The sequence below is a fragment of the Nocardia sp. NPDC004722 genome, assembly GCF_053601505.1.
Genome location: NZ_JBSGBY010000021.1, coordinates 1 through 17039 on the forward strand (window position 1 = coordinate 1; position 17039 = coordinate 17039).

Genomic DNA, 17039 nt, shown 5'->3' on the forward strand with positions numbered 1-17039 from the left:
GCCGATCTGGCGCTGGCCGGCGGCACCAACGTGCTGCTGTCGCCCGCCGCGACGATCGCCTTCGACGCGAACGGCGGCGTCGCCAAAGACGGTCACATCAAGGCGTTCTCGAAGGACGCCGACGGCATGATCCGCTCCGAGGGTGCGGCGCTGGTGGTGCTCAAGCGCCTCGCCGACGCCGAACGCGACGGCGACACCGTCTACGCGGTCATCAAGGGCACCGCGGTCAACAGCGACGGCCGCTCCAACGGCCTGCTCGCCCCGAACCCGGACGCGCAGGTCGCCGTGCTGCGCCAGGCGTACCGGGACGCCGGAATCCCGCCGTCCCAGGTCGATTACATCGAGGCGCACGGCACCGGCACCCCGATCGGCGACCCGATCGAGGCGGACGCGCTGGGCCGCGTCATCGGCCGCGGCCGCGACGCCGACAAGCCCGCGCTGCTTGGTTCGGCCAAGACGAACTTCGGCCACATGGAGGCCGCGGCGGGCGCGGCCAGCCTGGCGAAGGTGATCATGGCGTTGCAGCACAACGTCATTCCGCCGCACCTGAACTACGCCGGTCCGAGCCCGTTCATCGCGTTCGACCAGGCGAACCTGAAGGTCATCGACGAGCCGACCGAGTTCCCGCGCTACAGCGGCAAGGCCACCATCGGCATCTCCGGCTTCGGCTTCGGCGGCACCAACGCGCACGTGGTCGTGCAGGAGTACGTGCCGACCCCGGCCACCCCCGAACTGCCCGAGACCACCGACCTCGACGACGAGACCACCGATGTGGTCGCCGAGGCCGAAGCGATCGTGGAAGCTGTTGCGCCGGAGCCCGAGTGGGGCAACCGCGAAGAGCCGATGCCGTACATCATCCCGGTGTCGGGCTACCTGCCCTCGCGTCGCAAGCGCGCCGCCAAGGATCTGGCCGACTGGCTGGAATCCGAAGCGGGACAGGCGACTCCGCTGGTCGATGTGGCCCGCACGCTGGCCAAGCGCAACCACGGCCGCTCGCGCGGTGTGGTCGTCGCCAAGACCCACGAGGAAGCCGTCGCGGGCCTGCGGGCCATCGCCGAGGGCAAGCCCGGCAACAGCGTCTTCACCGCCGACTCCCCGGCCCCGCTGGGCGCGCTGTGGGTGATGGCCGGTTTCGGTGCGCAGCACCGCAAGATGGGCAAGCAGCTCTACACCGAGAACTCGATCTTCCGCAAGGCCGTCGACCAGGTCGACGAGCTGGTCGTCGACGAGGCCGGGTACTCGGTCAAGGAGATGATCCTCGACGACTCCATGGACTGGGACATCGGCACCGGCCAGGTCGGCACCTTCACCATCCAGGTGGGTCTCGCCTCGATCCTGCGCGCGCACGGCGCGGAGCCCGAGGGCGTGGTCGGCCACTCCCAGGGTGAGGTCGCGGCCGCCTACATTTCGGGCGGTCTGCCGCTCGAGGACGCGGTCCGCGTGATCTGCGCCCGCTCGCGGCTGATGGCCGAGGGCGAGGCCATGCTGACCGACGACCAGGTGCGCAATATGGCGCTGCTGGAGTACTCGGCCGACGAGGTCGCCAAGCTCATCGAGACCGAGTTCCCCGATATCGAGGTCGCGGTGTACGCCGCGCCCAACAACACCGTCATCGGTGGCATGCCCGACCAGGTGCACGCGATCGTGGCGCGCGCCGAGGCCGACGGCAAGTTCGCGCGCGTGCTGCAGACCCGCGGCGCGGGCCACACCTCGCAGATGGACATGCTGCTGGGCGAGCTCGCCGCCGAGCTGGCGGGCATCGAGCCCACCAAGCTCAAGCGCGACCTGTACTCCACCGTGCACCCGAACGCCCACTACAAGGCGGGCAACCCGCCGGTGCACGATGTCGACTACTGGGTCATGAACATGCGCGGCTCGGTGTACTTCACCAATGCCATCCGCGGCGCCGTGAACACCGGCATCACCACGTTCCTGGAGCTGGCACCGAATTCCGTTGCGCTGATGCAGGTCCTGGGCACCACCTTCGCGGCGGGCGTGCACAACGCGGCGCTCATCCCAACGCTGAAGCGCAAGGAAGACGAGGCCGCGGGCATCATCACCGCCATGGCGCAGCTGTACGTGCACGGCCACAAGGTGGACCTGCCGTCGCTGCTGCCCGCCGGTGACTACGGCGACGCCCCGCGCACCGCGTTCCTGCGGAAGCAGTACTGGCCCAAGACGTCCGGCGGTTTCGGCGGCGGCTCGGGCAATGCCCGCGTCCCCGGCGCGCATGTCGCGCTGCCGGACGGCCGCCACGTGTGGGAGGTCCAGGCGTCCGCCGTCACGGATCTCGCCGCGCTGGTGAATGCCGCTGCCGCGCAGGTCCTTTCGGACGTCACGGTCGGCGCCTCGCTGGCGCACGGCCAGATCCCGGCCGCGGGCACCCTGACCACCACGCTCACCCCGCACCCGGGCGGCGCGTCGGTCTCCGTGCACGCCAAGGAAGGCACCGTCTTCCGCCCGCTGTTCGACGCGGTCGTCACCTCCGGGGCTCCGCTGCCGGAATCCGCTGTGGCACAGCCGGTCGCGGCCGCGGTCGTCGAAGCGGCCCCGGCCGCCGCGATCGAGGCGGCTCCCGGTGAGCGCTGGGATCCCCAGGGCACCCAGACCATCGAGGCCCGCCTGGCCATCATCGTGGCCGAGTCCATGGGCTACGCGGTCGAGGATCTGCCGATGGAGATCCCGCTCATGGAGCTGGGTCTCGACTCGCTGATGGCCATGCGCATCAAGAACCGCGTCGAGTACGAGTTCGACATCCCGCAGCTGCAGATCCAGGCCGTGCGCGACGCCAGCCTGCTCGAGGTCGGCAAGGTACTGCGCTACGCCGTCGAGCACCGCGATCAGCTCGACGACATTGCCGCGCGGCAGGCCGCGGGCGAGGATATCGCCGTCGACGCCGACTTCATCTCCGCCGCTCGCGCGGCCATGGCCGAGGGCAAGGATCCGGCGGCGCTGCTGCCGAAGACCGAGACCACGTCTCCGGTGGCCGAGGCCGAGGAGATCGTCGCCGAAGCCGAAGCCGTTGAGGCAGTGCTCGAGTCGGCCGCGCCGATCGCCGAGACCGATGCCGACAACGTGCCGCCGCGCAATGGCGAGGAGCGCCTCGCCTTCGCCACTTGGGCGATGGTGACCGGTAAGACCGCGGGCGGCATCTTCAACGCGCTGCCCGAGGTCGACGACGAGACCATCGCCAAGGTGGCGGCGCGGCTGTCGGAGCGGGTCAAGGCCGAGGTCGATCCGGCCGAGGTGAAGGCGTGCAAGACCATCGAGCAGCTGTCCGAGGTGGTCGTGCGCTACCAGGGCAAGAGCTCGGATCTCGAGGGCTTCGTGCGCACGCTGCGCGCGAAGGAGGCCGGTTCGAATGCCGTGCCGGTCTTCGTGTTCCACGCCTCGGGCGGCAACACGCTCGTCTACGAGCCGCTGCTGAACCGCCTCCCGGCGGGCACCCCGATGTACGGCTTCGAACGCGTCGAGGGCACCATCGAAGAGCGTGCGCGGCAGTACATTCCGGAGATCCGCAAGCGGCAGCCGGAGGGCCCGTACGTCTTCTACGGCTGGTCGCTGGGTGCGGTGTTCGCGCTCAAGGTCGGCGAGATCATGCGCGCCGAGGGTGCGGATGTCCGCCAGGTCGGCCTGATCGACCTCGCCATTCCGGTCGAGCCGTACGACAATTCGGATGCCGAGCGGGTGGAGCGGCTGCGTCGCTACCAGTCCTTCGCGCAGAAGACCTACGGCTTCAACGGTGAACTCGACGAGGAGCAGCTCGCGGAGCTGGCCGCGGCCTCGGATGCGGAGCAGATCGAGATCATCATGGAGCTGATCAAGTTCGCCGGGGTCGAGATCCCGGGCGGTGTGGTCGAGCACCAGCGCACCTCGTGGATCGACAGCAAGGAACTGCAGAAGATCGAGCCGACCAAGTACGACGGCCCGGTCACCCTGTACCTCGCCGATCGCTACCACGACGGAATGATCGAGCTGGAGCCGCGTTTCGCCGACCGGCAGCCGAATGGCGGCTGGGCCGAGCACATTCCGAATCTGGACATCGTGCACATCCCGGGCGACCACATACAGATCATCGACGAGCCCCGCATCGCCACCATCGGCGCGGATCTCACCAAGAAACTCGCCGAGATCGACACCACAACGAAATAGCACCAGCGCGTCACCGGTTCTGCGAAAGTAGGTTTTTGCCGAAAGGAGTCCAGTGAGCACCACCGCCGAGAAACTCGCCGACCTTCGACACAAGCTCGACAGCGCGAGGGAGCCGGCGGGGGATGCGGGCATAGCCAAGCGGGCCAGGAAGGGAATCCCTTCGGCCCGCGACCGCATCAATATGCTGCTGGACCCGGGCACCTTCGTGGAAATCGGTGCGCTGGTGCGCAATCCGGGCGACAAGAATGCCCTCTACGGGGATGGCGTGGTCACCGGCCACGGGCTCGTGGAGGGCCGCCCGGTGGCCGTCTTCTCCCATGATCAGACCGTGTACGGCGGTTCGGTCGGCGAGATGTTCGGCCGGAAGGTCGCGGGCATCATGGAATTCGCGGCCAAGGTGGGCTGCCCGGTGGTCGGCATCAACGACTCCGGCGGCGCGCGCGTGCAGGAGGCGGTGACCTCGCTGGCCTGGTACGCCGAGCTGGGCCGTCGTCAGGAACCGTTGTCCGGCTTGGTGCCCCAGATCTCGATGATCCTGGGCAGCTGCGCGGGCGGCGCGGTCTACGCGCCCATCAATACCGACGTGGTGGTGGCCACCGAGGCCGCCTACATGTTCGTGACGGGCCCCAAGGTGATTCGCGAGGTCACCGGTGAGGACGTCAGCCTCGAGGAGCTCGGCGGCGCGAATTCCCAAGCGCAGTACGGCAATATCCACCACGTCGCCAAGACCGAGGACGCCGCCTTCGAATGGGTGCGCGACTATCTGAGCTATCTGCCGTCGAGCTGCCAGGAACTGCCGCCGATCGTGAATCCCGGTCTGGAACCGGAACTCACCGAATCGGATCTGGAGCTCAACGGCATCGTGCCCGACGCCGACAACGCGGGCTACGACATGCACGAGATCCTGCTCCGCATCTTCGACGACGGCGCGTTCCACGAATTCGGTGAGACCGCGGGCAAGAACGTCATCTGCGGTTTCGCCCGGGTGGACGGCCGCACGGTCGGCGTGGTGGCCAATCAGCCGATGGTCTACGCGGGCGCGCTGGACGCGCGCGCCTCGGACAAGGCCGCGCATTTCGTGCGGCTGTGCGACGCGTTCGAGATTCCACTGGTCTTCGTCGTCGATACACCGGGCTTCCTACCCGGGGTCGAGCAGGAGAAGATCGGCGTCATCAAGCGCGGCGGCCGGTTCATCTTCTCCTTCGTGGAGGCGACGGTCCCGAAGGTGACCGTGGTGATCCGCAAGTCCTACGGCGGCGGATACGCCGTCATGGGTTCCAAACAGCTTGGCGCGGACGTGAATCTGGCCTGGCCGACGGCGCGGATCGCGGTCATGGGCGCGGAGAGCGCGGTGTCGCTGATCGGGGCCAAGAGCTTGGACGCGGCCCCGGAGGACCAGCGGGCGGCCATGCGGCAGCAGATGATCGACTTCTACAACGCCACCATCGCGACCCCGTGGGTGGCGGCCGAACGCGGCTATATCGACGCCGTCATCGATCCGGCCACCACCCGGCTGGAGATCCGCCGCGCGCTGCACCTGCTACGGGACAAGAAAATCCCCCGCAATCCGCGCAAACATCATCTGATCCCGCTGTAGCTATGAAAAGCTCGCATTTCAGTTTTGGAATGCGAGCTTTGGAGCGAACCGCTGATGGCTACCCCGCGAATTCGACGATCGATCATCGGTGGTGTGGCCACCGCCGCCACCGCGCTGGCGGTCATGTCCGCCGCGCCCAGCGCGTCCGCGCAGATCACCGGCCTCTCGGCCGGAACCGCGCTGGCGCACGTCAACCAGACCTACACGGTGACCGCGAATGTCGGCGGCACCAACGCGGGCACCCAGGTGAGCTTCTGGCTCGGCGACCCCTCCGGTGGCACCCCCTCCTTCCTGGGAGCCTTCCCGGTGAGCTCGTCCGGCACCGCCAGCGTGCAGTGGACCCCGACCGCGGCGGGCACCTACAAGATCATCGCCAGCGACGACGGCAACAGCGGCAGCGCCAACTCGATGAACATCGGCGTCAGCGTCACCTCGATCCCCGTGGGTGGGATGAACACCGGCAGCGCGTCCAAGATCCCGATCATCGGCGGCCTGCTCAGCACCCTGCTGGGTGTCGTCGGCCTGTCCTGAGCCGCTCTCGGGCCTTGTTCAGGCGGCTCGCCGATTGCGCTGAATCTATCGGGTGGCTCGCACAGATGTGAGAGCCTTCAGCTATGAGTACCTCACCCTTGGCGCTACTCGAAGGCGGGCCGGATGGCCTCGAAAAGCGGATCGTTCCGATCACCCCACCGGGCTTCGAGCTGCGAGTGGCGTTCGGGGGCGGATACGAGCGGTTCAAGCAGACGCCACGGTGGGAGGACACACCGGAAGGCAGCCTGCCCGTCTACGAATGGGTCGCGCACGTAGACGCCAAACGCTAGCCGATTCGAACAGTCGAGACTCGAAACAACAGTGGCCGCCCGCAATGTCGCGGGCGGCCACCGATCACGTCATGTCGCGGGTCAGAAGACCCGCATCTTGCCCGGTGACCAGAACCCGGAGCGAGTCACCTCGTGGGTGTCGATCTGGGCGGGCTTGGGGAACTTCGCCGGATCGGACGGATCCGAGTAGTACGGCTCGTACTGCTCGAGCGAACCCCAGTCGCGGGCGTAGTTGTCCTTCAGATAGGTCGGGACCGTCTTGGAGGACGAGAGCATCTCCGCCCAGCCCAGCGGACCACCGAACTCCTCGGCCTGCCAGGTGTTGGTGGAGCTGATGGCCAGCGGCCGGTCCGGCAGGATCCGGTACTTCGGGGCCGCGTCCACCACGCCGTTGCGGTGATCGAACGGGTGCTGGCACGGGAACTGCAGGCCCACGGCCCAGTCCAGCAGAATCGGCTGGGTGGAACCCAGATAGTTGTTGAGCGACACCAGCTTCGGCACCCGCGGCGGGGTGAAGGCCAGCCACTGGTCGCCGATCAGGATCGGGTCGCGGGCGTAGATGCGGACCGCGTCGGCGTCGGCGGGCAGGGCCGAACGCGGGATGCGCAGGTTGCGCCAGGACGGGGCCGGGCCGACGTCGAGCGGGCGGTACTGGCCCAGTTCGGTGACGCTGCCGTCGGCGTTGTGGTGCCCGTACTTCAGGAACAGGTCCTGGCCGTAGGTCATATTGCCGGTGTCGTCGAAGGACATCACGCGACCGGCCGCCGAGATGACGATCAGCGGGGTGTCCGCGGTTTGCGCGGGCAGCGAGTACCAGCTGGAGGTGAGCTCGGCGGGCTGCTGCACGCCGTCCTGGTAGCTGCCCATGACCGGGGTGGTGGCCGGGTTCAGGCCGAAGGGCAGCGCCACGGTGGAACCGTTGACGCCCTCCGCGCCCTTGCCGCCGCCGGTGCCCGCGTTCTGGCCCTTCTCGAAGGCCGGGCCGACGGTCTGGGTGGAGGTGTTGCCGGTGCCCGGCTTCACCTCGACGCTGTCGGCGTCCAGCTTGTCGGCGACGCCGTTGGGGGAGAAGCCCTTCGAGCCCTGACCGGCGAGCGGATCGTTGTTGTCCGGGGGATGCCCCTGGTCGCTGATCGGCTGCAGGTCACCGCTGTTGACGTCCGGCTCGACCAGCACGTCGTTGGCCAATCCACAGGTCTTGCCGCTGACCGCGTCGAAGTTGGAGCGGGCCAGCGAGTACGCCGGGTACTGCGTGACCGCGCCCTTGACCAGCGAGAGCACCTCGAAGCCGACCATGAGCGCCGCCACCACGGTGAGCGGGACGGCCGCGAACTTGCGGATCCGCCTGCCGCGCTTGGTCGTCCCGTTCGCCTCCGGCTTGGCGTAGCCCTCGCGCAGCGACTGCCAGGCCACCACGGCCAGCGCCAGCCCGAAGAGCATGAGCATGAAGGTGTTGGACTGGAAGCCGTGCAGCGACACCCGCTTGTCGAACCACGGCACGCCGTAGCTGGAGACGTACCAGTAGCCGTTGATGCCGGAGAAGGCGACGGCGAGGGTGAACAGCAGCCCGGCCAGGAACACCGAGCGGTTCTTGCGGGAGCGAAGCGCGGTGGCGGACACCGCGACCGCGGTCACCGCCGCCAGCGAGCCCGCGATGCCCGCGTACGAACCGAAGTGGTGGGTCCACTTGGTCGGGTTGAACATCATGAAGAAGATGGTTCCGAAGACGACGCCCATGAGCCGCCAGGTCGGCGCGCTGGCGATGCCCGGCACCTGGCGGCGGCGCAGCAGCACCAGCATGGTGGTGATCAGGCACAGGATCATCAGCAGGAAGGCGAAGCGCCGCGCCAGCGAGCCGTCCACGGTCTCGACGAACAGGTAGTAGTAGCGCAGGTAGTCCTCGTACCAGGCCAGGTTGGGCCCGGTCACCTGCCGTACCCGGTTGGCCTCCATGATTCCGGCGAAGGTCTGATCGGCGAAAACCGCCACCAGGACCAGGAATCCGGCCGCCGCGATGGGGGCCAGCAGGGCCAGGTCGCCGAACTGCTTGCGGCGTCGCACCACGATTCGTACGAGTGGCCGGATACCGGCGAGCAGGGCCGCCACACACATCAGACCGGTCGGTGCGGCCGCCAGCGTGAACGCCGCCACCAGCACCGCGACCGCGGCGGGCAGCAATCGTGAAGTGGCGATGGCCCGTTCGATGGACACCCAGGTCAGCAGCGCGCCCAGCGCGACGATCGGCTCCGAGCGCAGGCCGTTGTCGTAGGGCAGCCAGAAGGCCAGGAACACCAGGCCGCCGGTCCACAGGGCGATGTTGGACTTGGCCACGGCGTTGCCCAGCCGCGGCACCACCTCGCGGCTGATCACCAGCCAGCACAGGATCCCGCAGAGCAGCGCGGGAATTCGCACCCACGGGCTGGCGGTGGAGATCTCGGCGAACGCCTGGATGACGTAGTAGTACCAGCCGAACGGGGCCTCCGGGACGCCGAACCAGCGGAAGTAGTTGGCCAGGTAGCCCGCGTGCGGTGCGGCGCGCACCATGGTCAGGATGTAGCCGTCGTCGGAGGTGTTGGCCCCCACGAAGTGCCACAGCAGCAGGGTGCCGATGATGCCGCCGTCGGCCCAGGTCGGCTTCAGCCAGTGCGCGGGCAGGATGCGGCGGTGACCGCGGCCGTCACTGGTGTCCAGCACCGCCAGCGCGCCCATGGCCAGCAGGGTGAGCAGCACGGCGGCGATGATCGCGACCAGCTTGATCAGCGTCGGCGAGGAGGAGAACCGCGAGTCCACCGTCATGTGGAACGAAAGGCCCTCGGGGACCGCGCCTTTCATATCGGTGAAGACGCCCACCACCTGCGGGCGCAGATCGCCGAGCAGGCGGCCCTCGACCGGCACGGTGACGAGTTCGCGGCCGCCGTCGGCGGTCGGCTTCTCGACCGTGCGGGTGACGCCCTCGAAGCTGGCGTAGGTCTGCTTGTCGTCGGAGGTGATGACGAGCTTGGAGCACTCGTTCATCTCCGCGCGGGTCGCGGTGGCCACCACGGCATTCCGGTCCAGCACGTCGACGGCGTCGCCGGACACGCGGACGAACATGGCCTCCAGGTCCGCGCCCTTGCCCTGCGGCGGCGCGGTTGCCAACAGGATGCCGCCGCGCGGATCCAGTTGCCCGACCGCGGAACACGGAATGCTGAGGTTCACGTCGATCGGCACCTGCGACACCAGCGCCGCCTGCACCGGATCGAGCGAATTGCCCTGCGGCCAGCTCACCTCCGCCTGCGTCTGCTGCACCGGCAGGAACGGGGTCGCCAGCGCGAACACGGCGCCGAGCAGGCCGGCGACGATGGCGATGAGCTTCGCGATGCGGAAATCGCGCGGTGTTGCGGGTGCGGTCGCCGAGGGATTCGGCTTCGTGAGGACTGCGGAGGCGTCGGGCACGGTTGCTGATCGTATAGGCAGTCACTGAGAGTGGCCGTGTTCACTCCCGCGCCACGACACGCATGGTGAAAATCATCGAAAAAGCCCGCCCGAAGCAAAGCTTCGAGCGGGCTTTTCGTGGTTCTACTTGGCCTTGATCGGGGAATCCTTGGCCAGGCCGGAGCGGGTTTGGACCGTCACGTCGAGGATCGGGGCTTTCGCCGCATCCGGGACATAAGGGGTGAACTGCTCGAGTGCACCCCAGTCCCGGCTCCAGTCGTGCTTCAGATACGTCGGCCGGGTCTCGGATTTCAGCAGCAATCCCGTCCAGCCCAGTGGACCGCCGCCGATGTCGTCCTGCCACGCGTTCGAGGCGTCTTGACCCACGCGGTCGGGCAGGATGCGCCACTGCGGCACCTCGGCCACGCCGTCGTGGTGGTCGAAGGGGCGCTGGCAGGGGAAGGCGAGGCCCACGTGCCAGTCCTCGAGGACCGGGGCGTCATGGGGGATAACGTCATTGAGGGTCGCGAGCTTGGGCAGGCGCGGCGGGGTGACCGCGAGCCACTGGCGCGGCGTGATGTCGGCGTCGTTGAGCACCAGGCGAATCGCATTGGCCCCGGCGGGAATCTGGTCCAGCGGGACGCGCAGATTGCGCCAGGACGGGCTGGGGCCGATATCGATCGGCCGGATCTGCCCGGTGTCGGTGACCTTGCCGTCGGCGTCGCGGGTGCCGTACTCGACGATCAGGTCCTGGCCGTAGGTCTCCACCCCGTCCTTGTTGAAGGACTTGATGCGGCCCGCCGCCGTGATCACCAGCACCTGATACGCCGGGTCATGGCGCGCCGACTTCAGCTGCTCGGCGTTGTACCACTGCGTGGTGAGCTTCGAAACCTGCTGCTCGCCATCGGTGTAACTGCCCATGACCGGCGTCTTGGCCGGGTCCAGGCCGAAGGGCAGGGCGACCGTGCTGCCGTTGATCCCGGTCTCGTCGCTCTTGCCGCCGCCGGTGCCCGCGCCGGTGGTCTTGGAGGTTTTGTTGCCGGACTTGTCGTTGACCGAGTTGGCCCCGCCGGTGACGGTCTCCTCGGTGTCGGCGGTCAGGTCGGAGGCGACGCCGTTGGGTGTGAACCCGGTGTTGTCGGCCACCAGTCCGTCGGCGTCCGAGCCGGTCCACGGGTGCAGCAGTGATCCGGCGGTGTCGGTCTCCACCAGCACCTCGTTGGCCAGCGCGCACGAATCACCCTTCAGCGCCCGCAGATTCGATTCGGCGATGGAGTAGGCCGGGTACTGGCCGACCGCGGCCTTGGCCAGCGACAGCACCTCGAACAGCACCAGTGCGGCCGCCGCGATGGTGAGCGGCATGCTGGCGAACTTGTCGAAGCCACGCGCCGGTTTCGGCGTGGCGTACGGCTCCCGGAAATGCTGGTAGGCCGCGATCAGCAGGCACAGCACCGCCAGGCCCAGGAACAAGGTCGAGAAGCCCTTGCCCGCGATGAGCGGGGCCTTGTCGAACCACGGCACGCCGTAGCTCGACACGTACCACCAGCCATTGGGTCCGGTGAAGGTGATGGCCAGCAGGAAGAACACCGCCGCGGTGAACAGCGTCCGGTTGCGCGGTGAGCGAATCCCGTTGACCCCCACCGCGACCGCGGCCAGCGCCGCCACCGATCCGGCGAGTCCGGCGTACACGCCGAAGTGGTGGGTCCACTTGGTGGGCGTGAACATCATCAGGAACAGCGACATGAAGATGATGCCGAGGATCCGCGCCGACGGACCCCGCGAGGTGCCCGGGATGCGGCCGTTCTTGCGCAGCATCACCATCACGCACACGCCCAGCGCGAGCAGCATGGCGAGAATGCCGAATCGGCGGGCCAGCGACCCGTCGGGGGAGAGCATGAGCAGCGAGTCCCAGCGGGTGCGCTCGTCGAACCAGGCCACATTGGGCCCGATGAGGGTGCGCACCCGGGTCGCCTCCATCACCGAGGCCAGCGTCTGATCGCCGAAAACCACCACCAGCACCAGGGTTCCGGCCGCCACGCCGGGCGCGAGCAGCGCGCCGTAGCGCAGCAGCCACGAACCGGGGCCGTCCTTGGCGCGCTTGATGATGACCATGAGCACCGGTCGCGCGCCCGCGAACAGCGCCGCCAGGCAGATGAGTCCGGTCGGTCCGGCCGCCAGCGAGAACGCGGCGATCAGCACGCCGATCGCGGCGGGCAGCAGCCGCCCGGTGGCGATGGCGCGCTCGACCGAGCACCAGGTCAGCAGCGCGCCCGCGGCGATCAGCGGTTCGGGGCGCAGGCCGTTGTCGTAGGGCATCCAGGCGGCCAGGAACACCAGCCCGGCGGTCCAGATCGCGACATTGTCGCGCCGCACCCGCGAACCCAAGCGCGGCAGCACTTCCCGGCTGATCACCAGCCAGCAGGTGATGCCCGCCAGCAGGGCGGGCAGGCGCATCCACGGGCTGGAATCGCTGATCCGGGTCATCCAGGCCAGCACCTCGTACGGCCAGCCGAACGGGGCCTCGGCCACCCCGAACCAGCGGTAGTAGTTGGCCATGTAGCCCGAAACCTTCGAGGCCCGAGCCATATTCAGGATGTAGCCGTCATCGGAGGTGTTCGCGCCGATGACATGCCAGACCAGCAGGGTGCCGATCACCGCGACATCCGCGAGCCGCACCCGCCACCAGTGCGCGGGCAGGAAGCGGCGCGGCTTGCGGCCGTCGGAGGCGTCGAGCATGTGCAGCGCGTACAGGGCGAGCAGGGTGAACAGCACCGCGCCGATGGTCGCGGCCCGCTTGATCCAGTTCGGGCTGGAGGTGAAGCGCGCGTCGATATCCACGGTGGCGGAAGCGGTTCCGAGCTGATCCCGCTTCAAATCGGTGAACAGGCCCACCACCTGCGGCCGGGTGTCCCCGCCCACCTTGCCGGTGAACGGCGTCCCGTCCTTGCGGCTGACCCCGGCGAACTCCACGCGGGTCTCGGTGGCGTCCGAGTGCACGGTGACGGCGGTGCAGTTCTCGATCTCGGCGACCGGCGCGGACAGCAGCGGAATCAGCCGCGTCAGCACCGCGACCGTGCGCCCCTTCTCGGGTTCGTCGGTCACCTTGACGACCAGGCCCTTGCTCTCGGCCTGCCCCGACGCCGCGGGCACCGTCGAGAACAGCGTCCCGGTCGGCAACTCGCGCAGCAGCTGGCACGGCAGGCTGACATCCAGGCTCAACGGCACATACGACACCAACGGGGCATCGACGTTCGCCGTATCCCCTTGCGGCCAGTGCAGTGTCGGCCGGTCCTGGTTCACCGGCAGGATCGGCGTGATCACCGCCAGCAGGAATCCCAGTAACCCGGAGACCAGGGCGATGAGTCGGAAGCGGTGGAACGCTCGGGAGTCTGCGCGCACGAGCACCGACTCTATCGACCGCGCCGACGGTGGCTGCGCATCTACCTAGCCGAATCCGGCGAAGTCCTTCAAGATGGTTGTTATCCGAACTGGGCGTGGGGCCGGGCCGGAACCGTAAAGAGGGAGCATGACCACCGAGCTGCGACCCGGCGAAGTTATCGCCGGGTATGTGATCGCGCGGCGAATCGGTGCCGGGGGATCGGGCGTCGTCTATGCGGCGCGGCACCCGCGGCTGCCGAGGCTAACGGCTCTGAAGATCTTGAAGCGCGACGATGTCGCCGAAGACGCCGACGTCTGGCGGCGTTTCGAGCGCGAGGCGGATATCGCGGCCCACTTCGACCATCCCAATATCGTGCAGATTTACGACCGGGGCGTGGCCGAGGACCTGCTCTGGATCTCCATGCAGTTCATCGACGGTGTGGATGCCGCTGAGCTGCACCATGTCTCGCCCGATCGCGGCCTGCGCATCGCCACCGAGATCGGGGCCGCGCTCGACTACGCGCACGGCAAGGGCGTGCTGCACCGGGATGTGAAGCCCTCCAACATCCTCATCGCCGATCCGGACAACGGCCGCCCGGAGCGCGCCCTGCTCACCGACTTCGGCATCGCCCGGCTGCGCGACGAGACCACGAAGCTCACCCATACCGGAAATATCTCCGCCACTTTCGCTTTCGCATCACCGGAACAGGTGAGCGGCAAACCGGTCGGTCCTCGATCCGATCAATACTCCCTGGCCTGCACCCTTTTCGTGCTGCTCACCGACCATCGCCCCTTCCGTGCCGACAATCCGCTGGGCTGGGTGCACGCCCACACCCAGGAACGCCCGCTGCCGATCAGCGAGGTGAACCCCGACCTCCCGCCCGCGCTGGACGCCGTCTTCGAACAGGCCATGGCCAAGGACCCGGAGGACCGCTTCGAGAGCTGCGCGGACTTCGCCTACGCCGCCACCCAGGCGTACTACTCCGATCCGGCGCTGGCCCGCACCGCCCCGGCCCGGCTGCTCCCGCACCCGCCGCCGCGCCGTCCACAGCGCCGGAAACAGCTGTGGCGCAGCCTGTTCCACCGCCGCACCCTCATCCCGATCGCGGTCGCCGCCGTGACCGCCGCCGTCGTGGCCTTCGCTGTCCACCAGGGCCCGCAGCAGCCCGCCCCGGCCGCCGGTGGCCTGGTCCCGTCCCGCTTCGTCGGCACCTGGCTGGCCACCGAGGGCCAGACCAACTACCGGCTGACCGTGCAGCAGGCCAAGGTCGGCGACCCGGTGCTGTCCAATCGCGTGGATGGCGTGCTGCCCAACGGAAGTCCGTTCCACTGCGAGTTCTCCGCACCCCTGGACGGTGCGCCCGCGGACGGCGACCGGCTGATCGTGGGCACCTCCGAGATCGTGGTCCGGGAACCGGCCAATGCCTGCAAGGCCAACGGTCCCACCACCCTCACCCTGCTGCCGGACGGCCGCATCAGCCGCAAAACCGATGTGAGCGGGCTGATCACGTACACCAGCGCCGATTCCGTCGTCGCGTCGTGGGGCCGCGACGACACCGCCATCGCCCGCGCCTTCCCCAGCCTGGTCGGCCAGCTCGCCTCCACCGGCACCGCCGTGGGCTGGCAGGGAGCCTCGTGCCAGCCCCGCGATCCCGGGCCCGGTGAGTCTGCGCAGGGCGCGCACCGGGTGCGCTGCAATGCCGACGACGCCACCGGTCAGGTCCATTTCGACGTCATCGACTTCGATACTCGCCCCGGGCAATCGGTGGCCCAGCTGTTCTTCGCCGACAACGCCACCACTGTCCGCGGGGTCGACCACGACGATGTGGCGGGCCAGCTGACCGTCACCCTCTCGGCCGCCGTGGACTCGTCCACCACCCAGGACACCGAGGCCCATCGCGTGCTCGCCGCCGTCTCGTTCCCGGACGGGGATCCGAGATCCCGCTTCGTCATGGTGTTGCGCTGGCCGGGGCACACCGTGAACAGCCTCCTGACCGACTGGCTCGAAAGGGCTCCCTTGAAGTAGGTAGGTGTGCGTCATGTCCGATCTGAAGCCGGGCGAGGACATCGCCGGATATGTCATCGAGCGCTGGATCGGCGCCGGGGGATCGGGCACGGTCTACGCGGCACGCCATCCCCGGCTACCGCGGCTGGCCGCCCTCAAGGTCTTTCAGCGCAGCGAGGTGAACGCGGACGCGGAAGGGTGGCGGCGCTTCGAACGCGAGGCCGACATCACCGCCCGCTTCGATCACCCGAACATCGTCTCGGTCTACGACCGGGGCCTCGACGACGGGCGACTGTGGATCGCCATGCAATACGTGGAAGGGCCGGACGCGGACGAACTTTCGGGCCTGTCCCCGGAACGGGCGCTGCGCATCGGTACAGGTGTCGCCGCCGCCCTGGACTACGCCCACGGCAAGGGGGTGCTGCACCGCGACGTCAAACCGTCCAACATCATGCTCTCCCCGGCCGAGGACGGGCGGCCGGAACGCGCGCTGCTCACCGACTTCGGCATTGCCCGGCTGCGCGACGAGACCACCTATGTCACCAAGACCGGGGACATCTCCGCCACCTTCGCCTTCGCCTCGCCCGAACAGGTGTCGGGGCGCTACCTCGATCCGCGCACCGACCAATACTCCTTGGCCTGCACGCTTTTCGTGCTGATCACCGGATCGCGGCCGTTCCTGGCCAATGATCTGGCGGGCCTGATCCTCGCGCACACCGGCACGCCGCCGCTGCACGTCACCCAGGTGCGGCCGGACCTGCCGCCGAGCCTCGACGCGGTCTTCGATCGCGCGCTGGCGAAGTATCCGGACGAAAGATTCGGCAGCTGCACCGATTTCACCGAGGCGGCCTGGGCGGCGTGGCGCGCACCCGCCGCCACGACCTCGTTCGCCACCCCGCCGCTCGGCTTCGCGGCCGATCCGACGGTGCTGCGCTCACCGCGCACCGACCCGACGATATTGCGTTCGCCGGGCACGAATCCCGCGATGCCGCGCTCCCCGCGCACCGACCCGACCATGCTGGGACCGGGGCACTACGCCGCGGATCCCGACGCTTACGGCGTCGTCTACGGTCCGGGCGCGCCGCCTGCCGAAGACGCTGTGCCACACCGGCATCGGGCGCCCGAGCCGCTGCGCTCCACGCCCGGCACCGGGCGCGGCATCCTCATCGGGTTGCTCGCCGTGCTGGCCGCGGCGGTGATCGGCGGCAGCGCGGTCTGGGTGGTCGCGGACCTGGAGAGTCACGGAACTCCCAGCGGCGCACCACTGTCGGCGGCGGTGCCGACCGTGGCCACGGCGGTGCCGATCACCTCCACCGTCGCCGCCACCACGCCGCCCGCACCGGCCGGGAAGGTGCCCGCCGACTTCCTCGGCGAATGGTCGGGCTCCAGCGACGCCAACGCCAACGCCTATCGCCTCAGCATCCGCCAGGGCGAACTGAACCAGCCGGTCGTGACCTCGACAATTCTGACCAACGGCCAGGTGATCTGCGTCTTCGACTACCGGCTCCTCGGGGTGCCCAGCACCGGTGACATCACGCTCGGCGCGGGCACGCTCGACTCCGGCATCACCGGCTGTCAGGTCCAGGGCACACACGAACTGGTGCTCAGCAATGGCGTGATCACCCGTGCGCTGACGGTCAGCGGCTTCGTGACCTACCACAAGACCGGCTGA

General features: G+C 68.6%; 8 protein-coding genes. 6 read left to right on the forward strand and 2 right to left on the reverse strand.

The features are described from left to right. The 4 genes from ACWELQ_RS04550 to ACWELQ_RS04565 form a co-directional block, all read left to right on the forward strand. A partial coding sequence (locus ACWELQ_RS04550; RefSeq protein ID WP_452395638.1) for an acyltransferase domain-containing protein occupies positions 1 to 4152 on the forward strand: 4152 nt, incomplete at its 5' end. Positions 4153 to 4204: 52 nt separating this feature from the next. Next, positions 4205 to 5749: an acyl-CoA carboxylase subunit beta gene (locus ACWELQ_RS04555; protein WP_452395639.1), complete on the forward strand. Its 1545-nt coding sequence runs from the start codon at positions 4205 to 4207 to the stop codon at positions 5747 to 5749. Between the two features lie 54 nt (positions 5750 to 5803). After that, positions 5804 to 6280 (forward strand): hypothetical protein, encoded by a 477-nt coding sequence (locus ACWELQ_RS04560; protein ID WP_452395640.1) that lies wholly within the window; start codon positions 5804 to 5806, stop codon positions 6278 to 6280. Between the two features lie 83 nt (positions 6281 to 6363). Beyond that, positions 6364 to 6570, forward strand: coding sequence for a DUF5988 family protein (locus ACWELQ_RS04565; RefSeq protein WP_452395641.1), 207 nt, complete (start codon positions 6364 to 6366; stop codon positions 6568 to 6570). A gap of 81 nt (positions 6571 to 6651) precedes the next feature. Here ACWELQ_RS04565 and ACWELQ_RS04570 read toward each other — a convergent pair whose 3' ends face one another. Further along, positions 6652 to 10005, reverse strand: a complete 3354-nt coding sequence (locus ACWELQ_RS04570; RefSeq protein WP_452395642.1) for an arabinosyltransferase domain-containing protein — start codon at positions 10003 to 10005, stop codon at positions 6652 to 6654. Between the two features lie 123 nt (positions 10006 to 10128). Next, on the reverse strand, positions 10129 to 13383 hold the full coding sequence (locus ACWELQ_RS04575; protein ID WP_452395643.1) for an arabinosyltransferase domain-containing protein: 3255 nt from the start codon (positions 13381 to 13383) through the stop codon (positions 10129 to 10131). 127 nt (positions 13384 to 13510) lie between these two features. Here ACWELQ_RS04575 and ACWELQ_RS04580 point away from each other — a divergent pair, with 127 nt between their 5' ends. Next, entirely contained in the window at positions 13511 to 15388 is a 1878-nt protein-coding gene (locus ACWELQ_RS04580) for a serine/threonine-protein kinase (protein WP_452395644.1), read from the forward strand. A 13-nt stretch (positions 15389 to 15401) separates the two neighbouring features. Beyond that, positions 15402 to 17039 (forward strand): protein kinase domain-containing protein, encoded by a 1638-nt coding sequence (locus tag ACWELQ_RS04585; protein WP_452395645.1) that lies wholly within the window; start codon positions 15402 to 15404, stop codon positions 17037 to 17039.

Excerpts from the sequence above, each read along its gene's own strand:
- ACWELQ_RS04560 (WP_452395640.1), top strand. The coding sequence starts at position 5,804 with ATGGCTACCCCGCGAATTCGACGATCGATCATCGGTGGTGTGGCCACC.
- ACWELQ_RS04565 (WP_452395641.1), top strand. The coding sequence starts at position 6,364 with ATGAGTACCTCACCCTTGGCGCTACTCGAAGGCGGGCCGGATGGCCTC.
- ACWELQ_RS04580 (WP_452395644.1), top strand. The coding sequence starts at position 13,511 with ATGACCACCGAGCTGCGACCCGGCGAAGTTATCGCCGGGTATGTGATC.
- ACWELQ_RS04585 (WP_452395645.1), top strand. The coding sequence starts at position 15,402 with ATGTCCGATCTGAAGCCGGGCGAGGACATCGCCGGATATGTCATCGAG.